Annotated in this window: 21 protein-coding genes and 1 tRNA gene; 14 read left to right on the top strand and 8 right to left on the bottom strand. The window is 38.1% G+C overall.

The window, feature by feature from the left end:
• Positions 1 to 335: MerR family transcriptional regulator (locus PHV30_02850; protein ID MDD5455954.1), on the bottom strand; the 335-nt coding region annotated here is incomplete at its 3' end.
• Between the two features lie 147 nt (positions 336 to 482).
• On the opposite strand from PHV30_02850, the gene PHV30_02855 reads away from it, so the two are divergent.
• Positions 483 to 782, top strand: coding sequence for a hypothetical protein (locus PHV30_02855; GenBank protein MDD5455955.1), 300 nt, complete (start codon positions 483 to 485; stop codon positions 780 to 782).
• Positions 783 to 788: 6 nt separating this feature from the next.
• Here the strand turns inward: PHV30_02855 and PHV30_02860 are convergent, their stop codons facing one another.
• On the bottom strand, positions 789 to 1,157 hold the full coding sequence (locus tag PHV30_02860) for a VOC family protein (protein ID MDD5455956.1): 369 nt from the start codon (positions 1,155 to 1,157) through the stop codon (positions 789 to 791).
• A gap of 157 nt (positions 1,158 to 1,314) precedes the next feature.
• On the opposite strand from PHV30_02860, the gene PHV30_02865 reads away from it, so the two are divergent.
• Positions 1,315 to 2,064, top strand: coding sequence for a substrate-binding domain-containing protein (locus PHV30_02865; protein ID MDD5455957.1), 750 nt, complete (start codon positions 1,315 to 1,317; stop codon positions 2,062 to 2,064).
• A gap of 159 nt (positions 2,065 to 2,223) precedes the next feature.
• Here PHV30_02865 and PHV30_02870 read toward each other — a convergent pair whose 3' ends face one another.
• Positions 2,224 to 2,460, bottom strand: coding sequence for a DUF2164 domain-containing protein (locus tag PHV30_02870; GenBank protein MDD5455958.1), 237 nt, complete (start codon positions 2,458 to 2,460; stop codon positions 2,224 to 2,226).
• A 667-nt stretch (positions 2,461 to 3,127) separates the two neighbouring features.
• Between PHV30_02870 and PHV30_02875 the strand changes: the two genes are divergently transcribed.
• From PHV30_02875 to PHV30_02885, 3 genes are all read left to right on the top strand, one after another.
• Positions 3,128 to 3,203: transfer RNA gene (locus tag PHV30_02875), tRNA-Gly, on the top strand.
• A gap of 61 nt (positions 3,204 to 3,264) precedes the next feature.
• On the top strand, positions 3,265 to 4,245 hold the full coding sequence (locus tag PHV30_02880; GenBank protein MDD5455959.1) for a Fic family protein: 981 nt from the start codon (positions 3,265 to 3,267) through the stop codon (positions 4,243 to 4,245).
• A 277-nt stretch (positions 4,246 to 4,522) separates the two neighbouring features.
• Positions 4,523 to 5,098 (top strand): acetate uptake transporter, encoded by a 576-nt coding sequence (locus PHV30_02885; protein MDD5455960.1) that lies wholly within the window; start codon positions 4,523 to 4,525, stop codon positions 5,096 to 5,098.
• Positions 5,099 to 5,210: 112 nt separating this feature from the next.
• Here the strand turns inward: PHV30_02885 and PHV30_02890 are convergent, their stop codons facing one another.
• From PHV30_02890 to PHV30_02900, 3 genes are all read right to left on the bottom strand, one after another.
• Positions 5,211 to 6,869: an ankyrin repeat domain-containing protein gene (locus PHV30_02890; protein ID MDD5455961.1), complete on the bottom strand. Its 1,659-nt coding sequence runs from the start codon at positions 6,867 to 6,869 to the stop codon at positions 5,211 to 5,213.
• A gap of 138 nt (positions 6,870 to 7,007) precedes the next feature.
• Entirely contained in the window at positions 7,008 to 7,778 is a 771-nt protein-coding gene (locus tag PHV30_02895; GenBank protein MDD5455962.1) for a class I SAM-dependent methyltransferase, read from the bottom strand.
• A 3-nt stretch (positions 7,779 to 7,781) separates the two neighbouring features.
• Positions 7,782 to 8,531 carry a glycosyltransferase family 2 protein gene (locus PHV30_02900; protein ID MDD5455963.1) on the bottom strand — a complete coding sequence of 250 codons (750 nt, stop codon included), beginning with the start codon at positions 8,529 to 8,531 and terminating at the stop codon, positions 7,782 to 7,784.
• A gap of 70 nt (positions 8,532 to 8,601) precedes the next feature.
• Between PHV30_02900 and PHV30_02905 the strand changes: the two genes are divergently transcribed.
• The 5 genes from PHV30_02905 to efp are packed head-to-tail and all read left to right on the top strand — an operon-like array spanning position 8,602 to position 12,371.
• Positions 8,602 to 9,057 carry a hypothetical protein gene (locus PHV30_02905; protein MDD5455964.1) on the top strand — a complete coding sequence of 152 codons (456 nt, stop codon included), beginning with the start codon at positions 8,602 to 8,604 and terminating at the stop codon, positions 9,055 to 9,057.
• Between the two features lie 8 nt (positions 9,058 to 9,065).
• Complete coding sequence (locus PHV30_02910) at positions 9,066 to 10,352, top strand: hypothetical protein (protein ID MDD5455965.1); 1,287 nt, start codon at positions 9,066 to 9,068, stop codon at positions 10,350 to 10,352.
• Positions 10,353 to 10,391: 39 nt separating this feature from the next.
• A complete protein-coding gene (locus PHV30_02915) occupies positions 10,392 to 10,571 on the top strand; it encodes a hypothetical protein (GenBank protein ID MDD5455966.1) in 180 nt (59 codons plus the stop codon).
• Between the two features lie 41 nt (positions 10,572 to 10,612).
• Positions 10,613 to 11,797: an elongation factor P maturation arginine rhamnosyltransferase EarP gene (earP, locus tag PHV30_02920; GenBank protein MDD5455967.1), complete on the top strand. Its 1,185-nt coding sequence runs from the start codon at positions 10,613 to 10,615 to the stop codon at positions 11,795 to 11,797.
• A 13-nt stretch (positions 11,798 to 11,810) separates the two neighbouring features.
• Entirely contained in the window at positions 11,811 to 12,371 is a 561-nt protein-coding gene (gene efp, locus PHV30_02925) for an elongation factor P (GenBank protein MDD5455968.1), read from the top strand.
• Between the two features lie 21 nt (positions 12,372 to 12,392).
• Here the strand turns inward: efp and PHV30_02930 are convergent, their stop codons facing one another.
• A complete protein-coding gene (locus PHV30_02930; GenBank protein MDD5455969.1) occupies positions 12,393 to 12,962 on the bottom strand; it encodes a YfcE family phosphodiesterase in 570 nt (189 codons plus the stop codon).
• Between the two features lie 5 nt (positions 12,963 to 12,967).
• Positions 12,968 to 13,480: an adenine phosphoribosyltransferase gene (locus PHV30_02935; protein ID MDD5455970.1), complete on the bottom strand. Its 513-nt coding sequence runs from the start codon at positions 13,478 to 13,480 to the stop codon at positions 12,968 to 12,970.
• 266 nt (positions 13,481 to 13,746) lie between these two features.
• Here PHV30_02935 and PHV30_02940 point away from each other — a divergent pair, with 266 nt between their 5' ends.
• The 4 genes from PHV30_02940 to PHV30_02955 all read left to right on the top strand — a co-directional run bounded on the left by PHV30_02940 (position 13,747) and on the right by PHV30_02955 (position 18,291).
• Positions 13,747 to 15,792 carry a chemotaxis protein CheA gene (locus PHV30_02940; protein ID MDD5455971.1) on the top strand — a complete coding sequence of 682 codons (2,046 nt, stop codon included), beginning with the start codon at positions 13,747 to 13,749 and terminating at the stop codon, positions 15,790 to 15,792.
• Between the two features lie 69 nt (positions 15,793 to 15,861).
• Positions 15,862 to 16,392, top strand: coding sequence for a chemotaxis protein CheW (locus PHV30_02945; protein ID MDD5455972.1), 531 nt, complete (start codon positions 15,862 to 15,864; stop codon positions 16,390 to 16,392).
• Complete coding sequence (locus PHV30_02950; GenBank protein ID MDD5455973.1) at positions 16,385 to 17,212, top strand: protein-glutamate O-methyltransferase CheR; 828 nt, start codon at positions 16,385 to 16,387, stop codon at positions 17,210 to 17,212. Before PHV30_02945 ends, PHV30_02950 begins: the two co-directional genes overlap by 8 nt.
• Before the next feature lie 20 nt (positions 17,213 to 17,232).
• Positions 17,233 to 18,291: a chemotaxis response regulator protein-glutamate methylesterase gene (locus PHV30_02955; GenBank protein ID MDD5455974.1), complete on the top strand. Its 1,059-nt coding sequence runs from the start codon at positions 17,233 to 17,235 to the stop codon at positions 18,289 to 18,291.
• Positions 18,292 to 18,294 lie beyond the last annotated feature (3 nt).

An 18,294-nucleotide genomic window follows, 5' to 3' on the forward strand; every position in this document is an offset into this window, starting at 1 on the left:
TTTTCTCCTTTTTTTGAGCTTAATGATTTTTCCAACAGATTAATAATAGCTTCAATCCTCTGTTTTTTTATCAGCAATAATTTTTTTTGTTCCTGCAAAGCCTTTTTCCTGTCAAAGTTAGGATTGTTTAATATTTGTTTTATATTTTGCAAACTGAATCCCAGCTCTTTGTAAAACATGATCTGTTGAAGTTTTTCCAGATCATTGTCGGAATACAATCTGTAGCCTGACTTTGTACTGTCCGCTGCTTTCAGTAGTCCTATCTGGTCATAATAGTGCAATGAACGCACGCTTATACCTGCCAATATTGCCAATTCTTTAACTTTATATGCCATAATTTGTGCCTTTAATAGTATCATAAACTATTACGTTACGTTAGAGTCAATCAAAATAAACTATTATGTTTTTAATGCTTAAATTTGTTATAATAAGCAGTCAGATTCTTATCAGATAAGATCAGGCTTGGAAAAGGGGTAATTATTATGGAATATCAAACTAGGGATGACATAAAAAAACATGTTGATAATGCTGCGGATATATCAGAGGTAGAAACTGAATGTCTATTGGCCATTCAAAAACAAAATATTGATACTGAAGTTATTTTAAAGAAGGATATTGAGTCCATAAACATGGTCCAGAACGAATTGCTCAGACGGCTCATGAAAGAATCATTTGAACAGTCTAAAGAATCTTCCCTTTTGGCTTTAAGGATTGCCTTGATGTCCTTTATTATTTCTCTGATTGTACTTGGTCTATTAATAGTTAATATTATTCAGCATTAGACAAAATTACTGGATAAATTCGATTTCAATACCATTGGGGTCCTCAATAAAAAACATTTTCGGACCGCGTTCGGGCTGCAGGAATTCCCGGGTGATTTTGACTTGCCGGTCCTGCATTTTTTTATATATGGCTTCTATGTCAGCTACCTGTATGCCAATGCTTACATGCGAACAGCAGTTATGACCCTCTGCAGCCGGCTGTTTTTTATTTTCAATCAGCTCAATCTGCCCTGCGCCTTCGCCCTGCAGGAAAACAATGCGCAGGAAAGATGCAGGACTAAAATCCCGAACTACCCGCAGTCCCAGAGTGTCGCGATAAAATGTTAATGAAGGTTCGATAGCGGACAAATAAAGAGTAAAAAAATTTATATTCATGGCATTCTCCTTTTCTGATTCAGGCATATTATAACATAATGCTCAAGTTAATTTATTTCATCAGTATGATTGATTCAAAAATATACATGCATGTGACATTGACATTGAACGTCTCTAATAGTAATTTTTGAGTATATCGTATTTAGGAGGAGACATAATGGGAAAAATTAGAGTTTTGATTTGTTTGGGTGTAATGCTGTTCGGACTGGCACTTGCGGAAGATATAAAAATCGGTTCGGGCTCTGCTCCGGCTGAAAATATATTTAAACCCGTGAAAAGCGCTTTCGAATCAGCCACATCTATTGTGGTAAGCATCAATTCATCAGGCCCCAAACAGGCTTTTCTTGATCTGGATAAAGGTATTATTGATATGGCGGCAGCCGGACTTTCTTATAAGGACTGGCTCAAGTTTATGGAAACAGAAGGAGCGAAAGTGGCAAATCCTGATGCCTATTCTGCTCAAGTAATCGGCAATGACAAGATTAAAGTTATTGTAAACAAGGCCAATAATGTTAAAGCATTAAGCAAAGATCAGCTTAAAGACATTTTTACAGGGAAGGTGTTTAACTGGAAGGATGTAGGAGGGAATGACGCGCCTATAGTTGTCGTAGTTGCCAAATTAACAGCGGCTAACAGCTTTTTTTACGGCAGAATATTGGATGGAGAGCCTCCGCTAAAGGACTTCGAAGAAGTCCAGACTGTAAATGATCTGAAAAAATTAATTCAGACAACTCCGGAAGCCATTGGCATCGGCCCGGTTTCAGTTGTGGATGATTCGGTAAACAGTGTGCAGATACCTATCATTGCCAGGTCTATTACCGTAATAACCAAAGGCAAACCGTCAGCTAAAGTACAGAAGTTTCTTGATTTCATCAAAGGCGACGGACAGAAGCTGATTAAGAAGTAAGGTTTTAGAATAAGATTGATGTATCAGAAAAAAGGCGTTGGGGGTAGCGCCTTTTTTGGTTAATCGGTTCTGGGCTCGCTGACCTGAGACTCTCAGCAATCTTGAGGCCTGCTAACATAATATGATCGTAGGTTTTCCGGGCCGGGTAATGTCTAAGTTCTATTTATAAAGACTATCATAATCAAAATTAAGTTCTTCCAGCCTTTTGTCAAACCAATTTTTAGCATGATCCAGACCTTTATTGTAAAAAGCTTTTGAAAGTTCCTCCACAAAGAAGTCTAATATTTTTTCCGCTGCGATAACTCCCAATTTTTCATCTCGCTCCTCGTTAAAAAAATGTTGAGTTTTTTCTATTAATCTTTGTTTTTCTTCTTTGATTAATTCGATTTTTAGCATTTTAACTCCTTAAATGTAGCGGTATTTTTTATTCTGGGATTAAAGTTCTTAATTATATCATAATAAATTGATGTATATTATGTTTTTCGATACATCAAACAAAGAAAATAGTGCCGATTATAAAATATGGTTTTTTAAGGGATTCCCTGCCTACGCCAAAGGCTTCGGCGGGCAAGCAAAGGGAAGATAAACCCCCTCATAGCGCAAAGCGCTAAGGATTCAGTCCCGAGCGACAGCGAAAGGACGTCGAAGGGGACGTAGTCCCCTTGAAGAACATGGATTGCAGCGTGGATATTGGAGCGGGAAAAGGCGGGGTTCGTCGGCTCCTCCCGTTCGCCATCGCCACTCGCTCACTTCCGCCCGCTTCCAGCGGGCTCATCCTCGCACATTCTCGGCGTTCGCTCGGTTGCGCATCGCCCTTTGGGCTCGCTCACCCACGACCATTAATTACCTAGCTGAAGTCAATAAAATTTATTTAAATATCAATAATTCCATAGTATAATTGGCACTCGAAGCATAGAGCGGGAATAGCTCAGTTGTCCCGAAAAACCAGAAATCTTTGATTTCCTTGTTTCTCGAGGATCCTCGAAATTTCAGCGAAAGCATAGCTTTCGGAAATTTCGGGAGTAGAGCATAAGCATTTTTGATAAAATATGTTTGTTTTAAGGCGGGAATAGCTCAGTTGGTAGAGCATCAGCTTCCCAAGCTGAGGGCCGTGGGTTCGAACCCCATTTCCCGCTCCATAATTACGGTAATCTAAAAAATACAAAAAAATAAATGGTGGTATACAAATGATAGTATCATATGATACTATCATTAACTATGAGCCCACCTTTTGAACTTACTTCTAAGATACTAAATCTAACTGCTGAGATTTCTGAATTATTAGGCCGGTTTAGAAGTTTAACCAGTGTAAAACCAGAACCTAAGCTAAGAAAGCAGAATAAGATCAAAACTATTAAGTCTTCTCTGGCTATTGAAGGCAACTCCTTTACTGAAGAACAAATTACAGCCATATTAGAAGGGAAACGTGTTATTGGTCCTAAACGTGAAATCATAGAGGTTAAGAATGCTAATTTACTTTATGAGAACCTTCTTGATTACAGTCCTTATGATTTAAAAAGCTGTTTAAAAGCACATCACATTTTGATGAACGATTTAGTGGAATCTGCTGGCTCTTGGCGAAATAAGAATGTAGGTGTTTTAGATGGTACAAAAGTAAAGCATATTGCCCCAAAGCCTGACTTTGTTCCCAAGTTGATGCATGATCTATTCCAATGGCTGAAAAATGATAAGGATACCCACTACTTAATTAAAGGGGCTATTGTTCATTATGAAATGGAGTTTATTCATCCCTTTGAAGACGGCAATGGACGAATGGGGCGTTTCTGGCAGACCTTATTGTTAGCAAAGAATATGCCCATCTTTGAGTATATCCCTATTGAGTCTCTGATTGAAAAGAAACAAAAAGACTATTATTTGGTCTTGGAAAAATGTGACAAGGCTGGCAAATCAACTATGTTTATTGAGTTTATGCTGTTGATAATTAAACAAACTTTAGAAGATTATTTTAAGGATATTAAGGACGCAACCATAACGGTATCTGATAGACTGAATAGTGCCAAAGGGTCTTTTAAGAATGGTTTGTTTTCCAGAAAAGATTATATGCTTATCCATAAAACTATTTCGTCAGCTACTGCCAGTAGAGATTTGAAGGTTGGCTTAGATCAAGGATTGCTCAGTAAATCTGGCGATAAGAACAATACAAGATATAACTTCATTTAAAGCACAGATTTTCTCAGTAAGAATTTGCTATTTTTTACCAGAATATTGCCGGTCCGCAATTCTGTTATATTTCTCAACTATAGCTTTTAGCAAAGTATATGCTTGCCGTACCTCAGCGGGAATTATTACCCTGCTGATAAATTTTTCACCCTCAGGTCCATAGCAAAGGATGACAGCCATTTCAATTTTAAGCCTTATCCGATTCCGGGTAAACCTGTACACGGTGCTGTTCAAAGGCATATAATAAAATTAATGTGATACTCATAAGGAGGAAAATATGCCAGCAATAAATAAAAAACTTACCGAATCTGCAGGAGCGATAATTGATAATATCGCGAACCCTTCACCATTAGGTTTATTTGGGTTTGGGATGACCACAATTTTACTGAATGTTCATAATGTCGGGCTCTTGGGCTTTGACTCCATGATCATGGCCATGGGCATTTGCTATGGCGGTATTGCTCAGGTTATTGCCGGGATTTTTGAATTTAAGAAAAAGAATACATTTGGCGCGACCGCGTTTACCTCCTATGGTTTTTTCTGGCTGTCACTGGTTGTATTGATTATTCTGCCAAAACTGGGACTCGGCGCTATGGCCACAGACCAGGCTTTAGCTATGTATCTTTTCCTTTGGGGAGTTTTTACAACCGGAATGTTCGCGGCAACAATGCGCTCGGCCATGGAACTTCGTTGGATTTTTGCGACGCTGGCCATCCTTTTTTTCATGCTTTCATTCGCTGATTTCACAGGGATTGCTGTGGTCAAGACATTTGCCGGCATAGAAGGTATTGTTTGCGGTTCTTTGTCCGTGTACTATGGGTTTAAGCAGATTTATCTGGAAACCTATAAATAGTAGTTTGTAACGCTATTTTGCAGTATTATTTCGACACAAGAAAGTAGACAGTAAGCATAAAAAATTCGATATTTGAAAGATTCTAAAATTAAATTTCAGGCTTGAGCAGCTATTATCTTTTTTGTTTAACTTTCGGCACAGCTTTTTGATTAAACCATTCCTTTAAAAATTGCAAAGTTGCGTCATCAGCAATATATTCTACGATCCCCTTACCTTTTTTATCTTTTACAGTCACATCCGCACCCGATTCCAATAATAATTTAATGATCGGTATGTTCCCGACGTAAACAGCCCAAAGCAATGGGGTTGCCCCGGTATTATCCTTTACATTTACTTTGGCTCCGGCTTTTATTAAAGTTCTTACTTTATTTATGTTTTCTACACATATAGGTAATAGTAACAAGCTGCCGTTTCCGGTATCCGGGAAAAACTTTAATAACGCTTCATACTGCTCACGTATTTGTACTGCTAATTCCTGATTTTCTCCCTTAAATTGATCAGTTGCTTTTTGTATCCCCTTTTTCACGGTTTCCTTACTGGGAGTCCGTGCATTTATATTGGCTCCTGCCTTAATAAGCTCTTCAAACATTTGATCGCTGGAATTAATAGCAGCTGTAACTATTGCACTCATTCCTGTAATATCAATCAGGTTTACATTAGCTTTTGCCTTAATTAATAAATGAGCAACGTCATCGTGATGTCCTCTCAAAGCTAACATTAATGCACTTTGTCCCAGACTTTCCTGAAGGTTCAGATCGGCCTTAGCTTGTATAAGAAGCTCAGCTATTTCAGTATGCCCGCAGTTTATTGCGAGCATCAGGGGTGTATACCTGTTATCATCTGCCTGGATATTCGGGTTAGCACCTGAGGAGATTAGTGTGCGGATGCAATCTAAATTTCCGGCTGCTGCGGCCCTGTGTAAAGCCGTTGCTCCCCATTGGTCTTTTAAATCCAGTTTAGCCTTGTGCTGGATTAGAATTTTTAAAATATCATTATTATTCTTATGAGCCGCTGCGCTAAGCGGAGTAAATAATTGTTTGTTCGGTTTGTTGATATCTGCGCCTAATTCCAGCAGAAGATTGACGACTTCAATCTTGTTGTCGCGTGCTGCTGTAAACAAAGGGGTAAACCCTTCGTAATGGGACATATTTATATCCGCTCCTTTTTGGACAAGCAAGCGAATAAGCTCCAAATCATTATGATCACAGGCGCCTAGCAGGGCCGAGTTATTATCCAGGTCCAGTACATTCAGATTTACGCCTGAGTCGATTAGTTTTTTGGCGATTTCCTTGTTATTAGCGTATATCGCAATTATCAAGGGGCTTTGTCCCCAGCGGTCAGTGTGATTTAGATTTGCGCCCAGAGAAATCAGTTGGTCCATAATGCCCGAATTTCCTGTGTATGCAGCCGCCATGGTCGGGGTTACTCCGAATTTGTCAGGTTTCGAACAATTTTCCTGGGTCAACAATCCTTTGGCTTTAATTCCATTCCCGCCGAGAATAGACTCTACAATTAAACCTTGAATATCCTGCGCAGAAGGAAACGTATATGACTCAATTTTTAAACCCTTGAGCAATTGCTGTTCGATATTAAAATGTTCTTCATCGGAAAAGTTTTGAGGTATAAAACCCTGAACTCCCTTTTCGATTAGGACATTACGCAATAATTCATCTTTTTCAACGCGGGTATCGATCAAGGCGTTTTTATTATGATCTGCTGGCATAAATAGTCTGTAAGTTGCAACCGGGGCGTCAATTATACGTATGGTCATGCTTAGCTCCTTATTTAAATTGAATTTCAATTAATTATCGGAAGCGGAATATAAACATTTCAGTTATTTAACTACTAATTTTTTCGATATTTTTTTGGGGTGTTGGGGTGATGCATACTTTAAGAAACTAATTAACTATTAAACTTTTCTAAATACCGGTACTTTGCGGCAGAACAAAGGTTTCCAGGGCAGGGGATGCGAAATACAGCGGAAGCCGTTACTTTCGAACCAGAGGATGGCAGCATGCTGGTCCAGACAATTAATAGCGTCGGAGTCAGCTGTCCAGTATTTGTCATAGGATGGTTTGAGCTTGCCTCTGGGCATTGTCCGGTACTTTTTACCGGTTAAGAATAATAGATGCCTCAGCAGACGTTTACTGAGTATTAAGCTATATTTAAAAACAAAATTTTTTCTTAAAGGGATGGATAGTTTTACTAATTTTCCCCAGATATTGAAATCGGAAAAAGGCCGCACTTCATAGCCTTCAGCTGCCCATTTGTTGCACTGCCAGGCCGGATTGAACAACACAACTCCTCCGGGCTTTAATACCCTTTTCAGTTCATTTAATGCCAAATTCAGGCTTTCTATATGTTCGTGTGTGTTCCATGTCCAGATGGCGTCAAAGGTATTGTCCGGCAAAGGATAGTAGCCGTCCACTGCAACTGTAACATAAGGTTTGTGATAATATTTTCGCAGGTTTTCTGCCACATCCATTCCGGTATAATCCTCAACCATATCCTGATAAAGCCCCTTGCCTGATCCGATTTCCAGACATTTTTTCTTTGTTAACTGGAAATCATTGATGAATTTTTCAATATAGGGCAGGGCATCGTGGTTTTGCAGGTCTCCTGTTGTGTAATGGGTTTCTCTGTTAACCTGCTCGTAAAAATCATGAGCTTTTTTTGGCATGGTTTATAAAATGGAATATTTTTTTAATTTATGTTTGTGAAACATAAATTTTCCCATAACCAGAAGAATGGATAACCCGTATTTCAAACTTTTACCGAACCCGATTTGTGACGCGTCGTCAAAATATCTTGTTTCTATGGGTATTTCATAAATTTTAAGTTTATTATGAATTCCCTGCACAATAATTTCCGTATCAAAAACAAAATCATTGGAATTTTTTTGAAACTTTATGGTCTTCAAATATTTGGCCGAATAGGCCCTTAGGCCTGAATGGCATTCGGTCAGGAACATTCCCAGCACAATATTTTCGATAGCAGTCAGGAACACATTGGCTATAAATTTCCAGCGGGGCATTCCTCCCTCAAAAAATTCTCCTCCCAGCATTCTGGAGCCGAATACCGCGTCGCATTTGCCATCCAGAATGGGTGTGATAAGTTGCGGTATATATTTGGGACTGTATTGATGGTCCGGGTGGATCATGATTACTATGTCAGCGTCTATTTTTAAAGCTTCTTTATAGCAGGTTTTCTGATTGGCGCCGTAACCGCCGTTATTTTTATGCTCAATTACCTTTAAATTTAAGCTTTTTGCCAACTCCACGGTATTATCTTTACTGGCGTCATCCACCAGAATAATTTCGTCGACATATTCTTGCGGTATATCGTTGTAGGTGTTCCGCAGAGTTTTTTCCGCGTTAAACGCCGGCATTACCACAACTACTTTTTTTTCACCGTTTTTATAGGAGATGGACATGAGCTAAGGTTTCCTAATTTTTTGCTAATAGTGTATAATTTTAATAATTTTTTGGCTAGGGGTCTTTTAGTTGTTTAAACGTTTTCTTCTTATAATCCTTTTGTTTTCTCTATTTTTCGTATCTGTTTTGCATACACCTAAGAAAAAAATTGATTCCCCGTTTTTTCAGGAATTATGGGTGGCCGGTTATATACCGACCATGGAACAATCCTATTATGAATGTTTGAATATGCCGGATGTGAACAGCCAGCACATGGTTGTTTTCGGGTTAAAAGCTCCGACTGCGGATACATCCGTTACTTTGAATTTCGATATTATTAACCTTTCCACTGGCAAGGTTCTTTTTACCAGTCCCAAGAATAAAATTCAGCTGGTAAAAAACAAACCTTTGAACAGCGGCTTTCGTTTAAATATGCCTTCATCTCTGGATCACGGTTTTTATTATGTGCGAATGTATATTAATGATGAATTTATCAACTATAAAAATTATAATCAATGCGCCGGCAACATGATAGTTTATAAATAGGAAAAAACATGACAATTTCCAAGGATAGAAAGAAGAAAAAGAATTATCAGAAAAAAATTGAAGAAAACAGTACCTACCATTATGGCAATGAGTTTTCCATAATCAATCTGATAAAAAAAATTTTCAGGAAAATAGTCAGTTATTATAAAAATAACAAAATAGCGTTTTATTATTTTTATTTATCGGTTCTGATCAGGTTTGTATTCCATTTTATGCCGATTACATCCAACGGTGATTTGGATCAATTCAAGTACCATCAGATGGACCTATTTTATCACGGGATCGGTTACTGGTCTGAAAATTGGTCTTTTGCCATGCCGTACCCGAAACTGATCTATGTAATTTTCTATCCCTTTTTTGTTTTAACAGATTTGCTGGGGTTACAGTTCCCTGTAAGAAATGTGATACGCAAAGCCTTGATGGCTGTTGCTGTAGAACTAATTAACAGCCTGAATGTTTTTGTATTTTACGAATTTGCCAAAAGATTTTTTAAAAGCAAGGTTATAACTCATGTCACAGTTCTCACTTTTATTTTTTCGCCGCTAATGTTCATAGCTCTGGCGCAGTGGGGCGGGCATTATCTGATAGGTGATTTTTTGTTTAATATCGCTCTTTGCTGCTCCATGTTTTATATTTTCAATAAACCGGTTATCAATAATAAATTCACACTTTTTCTGACTGTTCTTGCCATGGCCCTGAGTATCAATACACACTTGAAAGAACTCGTTTATTATATCTATTTTATGGTTTTTCTTTTTTTATGGTTTATTTTTGACGGTTCGGTACGCAAAAAAATTTTTCCGGTTTTTATCAGTTTATTTTTTGTCGGGGCTTTATCTTTATTTTTATATTGGATACCCGCTCATAATGTAGAATTATTGTATCTGGAATTGACCAACAACCTTATGCCAAATACCAAAATTCTTTTTGCGCCGAAATTTTTGTGGGAATATACCCGTCTGGGTTTTTCATTTTCCATAATATTTTTTCTTTATGTTATCATCCGATACATAATTGAGGGTAATAAGCAGCCCAAGATCATCAGGGTTTATATGTTCCTGGCATTTTTATTTCTGCTTCTTTTTTTCTATGTAAATGATCCTCTGGGGTATTACGCTATGCATTTTATAGTACCTGTAATCACCGGTTACGCGTTTTCCAAAATGAACTTTAAATATGCGTATATTTTGCTTGCGCTTTTATTTATATTTTTTGATTCCAGATTTTTACTCATTATGTACCAGCAAAACGGTGTACACGGGAATCGCATATATTCTTCACACAGATATAAATAGCTGGCGTTTTGGCGAATATATTTGTAGAATATGTATTATATGTTAAGGAGGTCCAAAATGGCAGCACAATCTGGAGTTTACGGACTTGCTTTTATAGGAGCGCTGGTTTATTTTATCCAGCACGCTACTACCTTTTGGGGTGGAGTAGTGGGAGTTTTCAAGGCTCTTCTCTGGCCGGCGTTTCTCATCTACAAAATGCTTGAATTTTTACATATGTAGATATTTACCGGTTAAGGTTATTTCCTACTGTCATAATAAACATGAAACTTAAGGATAATAATATTGATATTTTTTGCCAGGTTGTTGATAATTATGGGGACGCTGGATATTCATACAGACTCGCCCGCGCTCTAAAGCTCCATCGAACTGATCGCCAGGTAAGACTGTTCATTAATGAACTACATACGCTTGCTCAATTACTGCCCGAGTTGGATGTTACCCGGGCACAGCAGAATATTGAAGGCGTGGATATAATTATTATTAATGACCAATTGGTCAAACGCATTCAACATCTGCAATTCGCTTCACTGATCATTGAATCTCTGTCCAGTCCGGTTCCGGAAGTATTTCGTAAACAGGTTTACAGTCAGTCGCAGTTAATTTTTATCCTTGAACATCTTACCGCCGAACCTGCGTTTGAAGCCATGCACGGCCTATCTGCACCTACAGGCTATGATATACCGCGCTATCTGATTGCCCAGGGCTTAACCGCTAAAAGCGCGGGCATTTTGATTGAAGCCAATCTTCCTGAAACAGTGCGAGCAGCTTCCGGTAAACAATTGAAATGGCGACAAAAATGGCTTAAGCCCTATGCCGATATTCTACCTTTTGAACCGGAAACAGCAAAAACAGGCAGCTTGTTTTCCTATGACCATGATTTTTCTTCATTATTGTGTGTTTTACAGAAAGAAATAGAAACTTACGTATTGTTCATACTGGGAGATTTATCCCAGCAGGTAATGCGTGAAGCTCTTAATCAGGAAAAGGCCATTTGGTTGAGGCCTGACGCGGCCAATCTGGGCAGTATCTATATATTATTCCCGGAAATGTTTTCGCAGCAGGACTATGACCTGTTGTTGTTTACTATGGATTTTAATATGGTACGGGGTGAGGACTCACTGGCCAGAGCTATTCTTTCCGGTAAGCCTTTTTTATGGCAGGCCTATGATCAGGGGGAGAATTATCAATTGGTAAAGGTAAACGCGCTAATGCAAGTACTGGAAAATTATGCTGAAAATTCCTTGGTTTTCAAGAATTACGCAGAGCTGACACGTGCTTATAATTGGCGCTTTTCCATTACTCATTGTGAACAGCCTCAGGAAAACTACTGTTATTTTTTTAAAAATTTTGCTACAATACAGCGTTGGCTGAATCGTTTACGTGGTGATTTGTTGGCCCAGGGAGGCATCATTCCAGCTATGGAACGGTTTGTCGAATCTTTGTAATGGAGAGTGGAGTATGAAGTTAGCTCAGGATTTAAGATCAGGAAATATTATTAAAGTCGGTAAAGACCTTTATGTCATTATCAAAACCGAATATTTCAGGGCCGCAAGATGTAACGCGGTCATGAAAACCAAATACAAAAATATGTCTACCGGTTCAGTAAGTGAAGTTATTTTTAAAATTGACGATAAGCTGGAAGATATACGCCTGGATAAAAGGGCTATGCAGTTCCTTTATGAATCTGACGGTATGTATGCGTTTATGGACCAGGAAACATTTGACCAGATTGAAATTCCAAAAGAAGACCTGGGTGACAATGCCAATTATATAAAAGAACAGGATATAGTTGATATTCTTATTTATGAAGGACGGCCTTTAAGTGTGGAGCTTCCCAGGACCGTTGAGCTGGCAATTACATACACTGAACTGGGTTTGCGCGGGGATACTTCCGGCAAGGTTTTAAAGCCGGCTACCCTGGAAACCGGTTACGTGGTACAGGTCCCGATTTTTTGTAATACGGGAGATAAACTGAGAATAGATACTACCACCGGTGAATATGTTGAACGCGTAAAATAAATTTTTTACATAAAAAGTTTTTTAATTAACAAAAATTTCTTCAATGGTATCCTGAGTATAAATTTCTTTTAAGGAAAAACTTTTTTTATCTGTATCAAAAATAACGACCGTAGCCAGAGAATTTGTGTCTCTCGGTACTGCCGGAGATCCGGGATTAATATAGATCGTGTTTTCTATAATTTTCAGACTATAAATATGAGTATGTCCTGAAATAATCACTCTTGATTTGGTCTCAAAAGCAAGATTTTTAAACTGGCCTTCTTTTTCAAACAAATGACCGTGAGTAACGCAAATTTTCAGTTTATCGAAATCTTTTATTACAAAAGGTTCATGGATCATATATTCCTTAAATTTGGAATAATCATCATATCCGTCACAGTTCCCAACATAATACTCAACAGTTTTCTCTTTGTAATTCATGAGCGAGTTCATTATCTGCTCTGAATTTTGTCTGGAAGTTTCATCTTTATTATAACTAAAGAAAATATCTCCCAGACACCATATCTGATCAGCAGTCTTGAAGTATTTTTCCATTAACAGGTTAAAAACTTTGAGGTTGCCGTGCAGATCAGAAAAAATGAGTATTTTCATGGTTTTTAGTAATGTATTAAAGAAACAATTTTTTTACAACTTAACTTCGACCTGCCTTTTAAGAAATCAAGCTCCATTAAAAAAACTATAGCCTTGGTTTGAGCATTGGTAAGCTGCAAAAGTTTTTCTATAGCATGAATTGTTCCACCTGTAGCCAGAACGTCATCCACTACTACCACCTTGTCCTTTTTGGTTAACGCGTCCTTATGGATTTCCAGAATATCTTTACCATATTCCAGATCATATTCCATGGAGTGGACCTCATGGGGCAGTTTGTTTTTCTTTCTGATCGGGACAAAACGTTTTTTGCATTTATAGGCCAGCGCTGCTGCAAAAATAAAACCGCGCGATTCGACTCCGGCTATTACGTCGAAATCCACCTTATTAAGTGCATCAGCCATTTGTTTTATTGTGCTGCGGAAGGCTTTGGCATTGTTAAGTAAAGGTGTAATGTCTTTGAATATGATACCTTTTTTTGGAAAGTCAGGGATATCTCTTACCCATTTTTTTAAGTCCATATTGTCCTCCCTTATTTATTTTAATGACCAAAGGTTAAAGTTTATTCGGTTCAGGGCAGTTTTTTATTTGATAATTGTAACATAGAAATTCAATAATTCAGATGATTTGCTGAAAATATTTTGTAAGTTCGCAGGATATTTTCAAGACTGAAGGAGAAATAAAAAAAATTAACGAAAATCATTTGCCAAACTCTGTATTTTTTTGAATTATTCGTGATATTATTGAAATAACAAAAATAATAATGACTTAATTGGGGGGTCATACCTTGCAGGAAAAAATCGATCAGCTAGCTTTAGACGTAAATTTTTTGGACGCCAGTGATATTCAAACTATCAAATGTGTTCATGATGATCTTGTGGACGTTCGTCGTGATATAGGGTCAAAAAATGAACTTATCGACAAGCTGCTGGCAACTGTTATCAATTTTGTCAGTGGAGTGATCGAAGGTAGTATTTCTTTCGAATCGCTTGAAGACAGAGTTTCATCCTTAATTAATATACTGATCCTAAATGAAGGTGAGTTAACCACAAAAAAGAAAAAAATAGCATTATCTGCTGAACTTGAGAATAATATTCGACAGGTAATTGAAAAATTTACCTTGAATGAAACAGGTATGAGCAGTATTCGGGAAACTGAAAAAAAGGAAAGTGATCAGAAAGCGAGCGTAGATGACGGCATGGACTTCATTAATGATAAACAGCTGTTTATCGATTTTATTGTAGAAGCAAGGGATCATTTGGCGGTTATTGAAGAAAGCATTCTGGGCCTGGAGGAAAATCCACATGACAGCGGCAAAATTGACGCGATTTTCAGGGCTTTTCATACGATTAAAGGTGTAGCCTTATTTTTAAGGCTCAAACAAATCGGGGAACTGGCTCATAAAACCGAAAGTGCTCTGGATAAGGTAAGGAATAAAGTTGTCCCTTTCAGTTCTCATGTGGCTGATGTTATGTTTAGCGTCCGCGACAAGATTATTTCGATGATGGATGCTTTGGAACAAAACCTCGCCAAAGATTTATTGAAAGAAAGCGAATTTGAACTGTTTGATATATTGAACGATGTAGATAATATTTTTAACATAAAAGCTGAGGCTGATAAATCTCCGGAGTCTAAAAGTGAGGATATTGTTAAAAAGAATGACCATACTTCCAATATTGATAATTCCATAAAAGTTGATTACTTAAAAATAGATCATTTAATAAATTATACCGGGGAATTGCTTATAGCTCAGTCTTTATTGTGGAATAATAACTATATTCTGGGTAATAATGATCAGAAATTTTTAAATATAATAGAACAAATCAAACGAATATCATCAGAGCTGCAAAAAATCAGTTTAAGCATGAGGATGGTACCGATTAAACAAACATTTTCCAAAATGCAGCGGATTGTTCGGGACTTGTCACACAAACTGCAAAAACAGGTAAAAGTAGTGCTTATCGGTGAGGACACCGAACTGGACAGGTCTCTCATCGAATCTATTAATGATCCGTTGGTACATTTGGTCAGAAACTCAATTGATCATGGTCTGGAAAACCCGGAGGAGAGGAAAAAATCCGGCAAACCTGAATTCGGGACCATTCACCTTAAAGCTTATCATCAGGGTGGCAGTATTGTAATCGAAGTCAGCGACGACGGGAAAGGTCTGAATAAAGAAAGAATTCTGGCCAAAGCCCTTGAAAAAGAGCTGATAAAAGATTCTACCGGTATGAGCGATCAGTCCATCTGGCAGCTTATTATGGAGCCGGGTTTTTCTACTGCGGAAAATCTAACGGATGTATCCGGCAGGGGTGTGGGTATGGATGTCGTCAAATCTAATGTCGACAAACTGCGCGGGCGAGTAGATATTTATTCGAAAAGCGGCGAGGGCACCACCATGACCTTACGTATACCTTTAACGCTGGCGATAATCCTTGGTATGATTGTAACCATAGGCGGTGAGTACTATATAATTCCTTTACAAACGATTATGGATATTTTACGGCCTCAACCCGGACAAATTCATTCAGTGGAACATAAGAATGAGGTGCTGCTGATGAGAGGGGAAACAATCCCTATCATCAGATTATACAAGATGTTAAATATTGAAAATGCCCGGACCAATCCTAATGATGCTCTGCTGATTGTAGTTGAATTCGAGGGCAAACATAAAGCTCTGATGGTTGATGATATTCTGGGGCAACAGGAAGTTGTAATAAAATCTATTTATGAAAGCCTCAATGAAAGAAAGTTTTTCTCAGGTTGTTCTATATTAGGGAATGGTAAAGCAAGCTTAATTTTGAATATGGGAAGATTTTTTTCTCTGGAATAGTTTAAAGTGAGAAAAAATTAATATAGAATATAAGTATATATAAATTATAATTAAGAAGGGGAGTGCTATATGACAAAACAATATACCGAGACACTTGTAACCTCCAATAGTACCAAAGTATTGGAAGGGAAATATTTGTCCTTCAGAGTAGGAGAGGAAGAATATGGTATACCTATAAAAAAAGTTATCGAAATTTTAAGCATGATGGATATTACTCATATACCGCATACTCCTGACTATGTTAAAGGTGTAATTAACTTGAGAGGCAAGATTATTCCCGTTATGGACCTCAGGCTGAAATTCGGTCTGTCTCAGCAGGAATATACTGAAAGGACCTGTATTATTGTTGTTGATGTGGATACTCCTAAAGGTAAGGCCTTAATGAGCATCGCTGTTGATTTTGTTTCCGAAGTGATTGACGTTTCAGCAGGAGATATCAGCGAAGCGCCGGATTTCGGCCAGGCTGTGAAGACAGACTACATTTTGGGTATAGCGAAATTTCAAAATAAAATCAAGATTTTGCTCAGCATTGAAAAAGTCCTTAATGATGAAAACATTATCAGTATTATGGAAAATGTTCAGCAAATGAAAGATGGTTGAATTTTTCGCTCCCCCTCAGTTAGAGAAGGAAACATTCCAGAAATATAAAGAACTAATTTATGAGAAAGCCGGCATCACTCTCAGTAATGAAAAAACAGAATTTTTAAAAGGACGTATATACAAAAGGCTGCGTCGTTTAGGTATCAATAATTTTGAGGATTATTTTAAACATATAACAAATCCTGGAAACGTCGATGAATTTACCGAATTTCTGAATGTAATCTCAACCAATGTTACTCATTTTTTTAGAGAAAACCAGCATTTTGATTTTTTGAAAAATGAGGTTATTCCTAAATTCTTGGACCAACCGGAAATAAATATCTGGTCTGCCGGCTGTTCAAACGGAGCTGAGCCTTATTCCTTAAGCATCACATTTATGGAATATTTTATTGGCAAAGCAAAGAAGCCTCATATTAATATTTACGCCTGTGATTTATCTCACGATGTTTTGCATGATGCAATTCTGGGTGTCTATGATGAGGAAATATTAAGGAATGTGCCGGAGAATCTTTTAAAAAAATATTTCAAGACAGGCGTCAATGAAATGAAGGGTAAATACAAAGTGCAGGAGATACTCAGAAAGTCAGTAAAATTTTACCAGCATAATTTGTTGAATCCCTTTCAGGTAGGGGTTAAGTTCGATATTGTTTTTTGCCGTAATGTGATGATATACTTTGATAATACAGTAAAGACGCAGGTTGTGCGTAATATCTTCAATGTATTAAAAGAGGGCGGCTATTTTTTTACCGGACACTCGGAAAGCATGATTGGACTAGCTAATAAAAGACCGGTAGCGCCTTCTGTATATTTAAATGACTGACAGGAGCGGTTCAGGGAATAATGGAAAAAGAAATTCGATTATTGATTGTGGATGATTCTCCGGTCGTCAGGAAAATCCTCACCAAAGCATTAGACAATAAATACGGTATACATGTTGTCGGTTCAGCTGAAGACCCATACCAGGCCAGAGACATGATTGTAAATTTAAAACCGGATGTAATCAGTCTGGACGTGGAAATGCCAAAAATGGACGGCCTAACATTTTTGCATAAAATTATGACATACTTTCCGGTACCAACGATAATTGTCAGCTCTATTACACAGGAAGGAAGCAGTAACGCTTTAAAAGCCCTTGATCTGGGAGCTATAGCAGTTGTGGCCAAACCTGATCAGAATTCGGTTGGAGACTCCGTAATTGAAGAATTAATTCATAATATTCATCTGGCATCCAAAATAGACATACATCAGTTTAAGAAAAAAAACGCCAAGAAACAGGACGTAATACCGTCGAAGTTAAGCTACGCGTCTACGCCTTCTATTCCCAAAATTATCGCTATCGCTTCCTCAACAGGTGGTGTGGAAGCGCTGCGGGTAGTTCTTCCTCAGTTCCCGGAAAATTCTCCGGGAATTCTGGTAGTTCAGCATATGCCGCCTGTATTTACCAAATCCCTGGCCAATACTCTCGATCAGATATGTGCATGCCAGGTGAAAGAAGCCGAGAACGGTGATATAGTTAAGAATGGTCATATCTTTATTGCTCCTGGAGATTTTCATATGTTATTAAACAAGAGTGACAACGGTGGCTATTTCGTATCTTTGAAGCAGGGGCCCCCTGTTTGTTATCAGCGTCCTGCGGCTGATGTGCTTTTTCAATCGGTAGCCAGGGCTGCCGGTAAATATGCTGTCGGTGTTGTGCTGACCGGAATGGGTTCCGATGGAACAGCCGGTTCCAAAGCCATGAAGGAATGCGGGTCGGTGATTATCGCACAGGACGAACCTACATCCGTTGTCTACGGCATGCCCAAATCGGTTTTTGAGTCCGGAGTGGTTGATAATGTGTTACCACTACAGGACATCCCTAAAAAAGTTTTGGAAACCTGTGCGCAGATAAGAAATTAGAAA

This window comes from Candidatus Margulisiibacteriota bacterium (genome assembly GCA_028715625.1).
In the GTDB taxonomy this organism is placed as follows: domain Bacteria; phylum Margulisbacteria; class Riflemargulisbacteria; order GWF2-35-9; family GWF2-35-9; genus JAQURL01.

Coding starts and splice junctions, on each gene's coding strand:
- PHV30_02855 (MDD5455955.1), top strand. CDS start 483: ATGGAATATCAAACTAGGGATGACATAAAAAAACATGTTGATAATGCT.
- PHV30_02860 (MDD5455956.1), bottom strand. CDS start 1,157: ATGAATATAAATTTTTTTACTCTTTATTTGTCCGCTATCGAACCTTCA.
- PHV30_02865 (MDD5455957.1), top strand. CDS start 1,315: ATGGGAAAAATTAGAGTTTTGATTTGTTTGGGTGTAATGCTGTTCGGA.
- PHV30_02870 (MDD5455958.1), bottom strand. CDS start 2,460: ATGCTAAAAATCGAATTAATCAAAGAAGAAAAACAAAGATTAATAGAA.
- PHV30_02880 (MDD5455959.1), top strand. CDS start 3,265: ATGATACTATCATTAACTATGAGCCCACCTTTTGAACTTACTTCTAAG.
- PHV30_02885 (MDD5455960.1), top strand. CDS start 4,523: ATGCCAGCAATAAATAAAAAACTTACCGAATCTGCAGGAGCGATAATT.
- PHV30_02890 (MDD5455961.1), bottom strand. CDS start 6,869: ATGACCATACGTATAATTGACGCCCCGGTTGCAACTTACAGACTATTT.
- PHV30_02895 (MDD5455962.1), bottom strand. CDS start 7,778: ATGCCAAAAAAAGCTCATGATTTTTACGAGCAGGTTAACAGAGAAACC.
- PHV30_02900 (MDD5455963.1), bottom strand. CDS start 8,531: ATGTCCATCTCCTATAAAAACGGTGAAAAAAAAGTAGTTGTGGTAATG.
- PHV30_02910 (MDD5455965.1), top strand. CDS start 9,066: ATGACAATTTCCAAGGATAGAAAGAAGAAAAAGAATTATCAGAAAAAA.
- PHV30_02915 (MDD5455966.1), top strand. CDS start 10,392: ATGTTAAGGAGGTCCAAAATGGCAGCACAATCTGGAGTTTACGGACTT.
- earP (MDD5455967.1), top strand. CDS start 10,613: ATGAAACTTAAGGATAATAATATTGATATTTTTTGCCAGGTTGTTGAT.
- efp (MDD5455968.1), top strand. CDS start 11,811: ATGAAGTTAGCTCAGGATTTAAGATCAGGAAATATTATTAAAGTCGGT.
- PHV30_02930 (MDD5455969.1), bottom strand. CDS start 12,962: ATGAAAATACTCATTTTTTCTGATCTGCACGGCAACCTCAAAGTTTTT.
- PHV30_02935 (MDD5455970.1), bottom strand. CDS start 13,480: ATGGACTTAAAAAAATGGGTAAGAGATATCCCTGACTTTCCAAAAAAA.
- PHV30_02945 (MDD5455972.1), top strand. CDS start 15,862: ATGACAAAACAATATACCGAGACACTTGTAACCTCCAATAGTACCAAA.
- PHV30_02950 (MDD5455973.1), top strand. CDS start 16,385: ATGGTTGAATTTTTCGCTCCCCCTCAGTTAGAGAAGGAAACATTCCAG.
- PHV30_02955 (MDD5455974.1), top strand. CDS start 17,233: ATGGAAAAAGAAATTCGATTATTGATTGTGGATGATTCTCCGGTCGTC.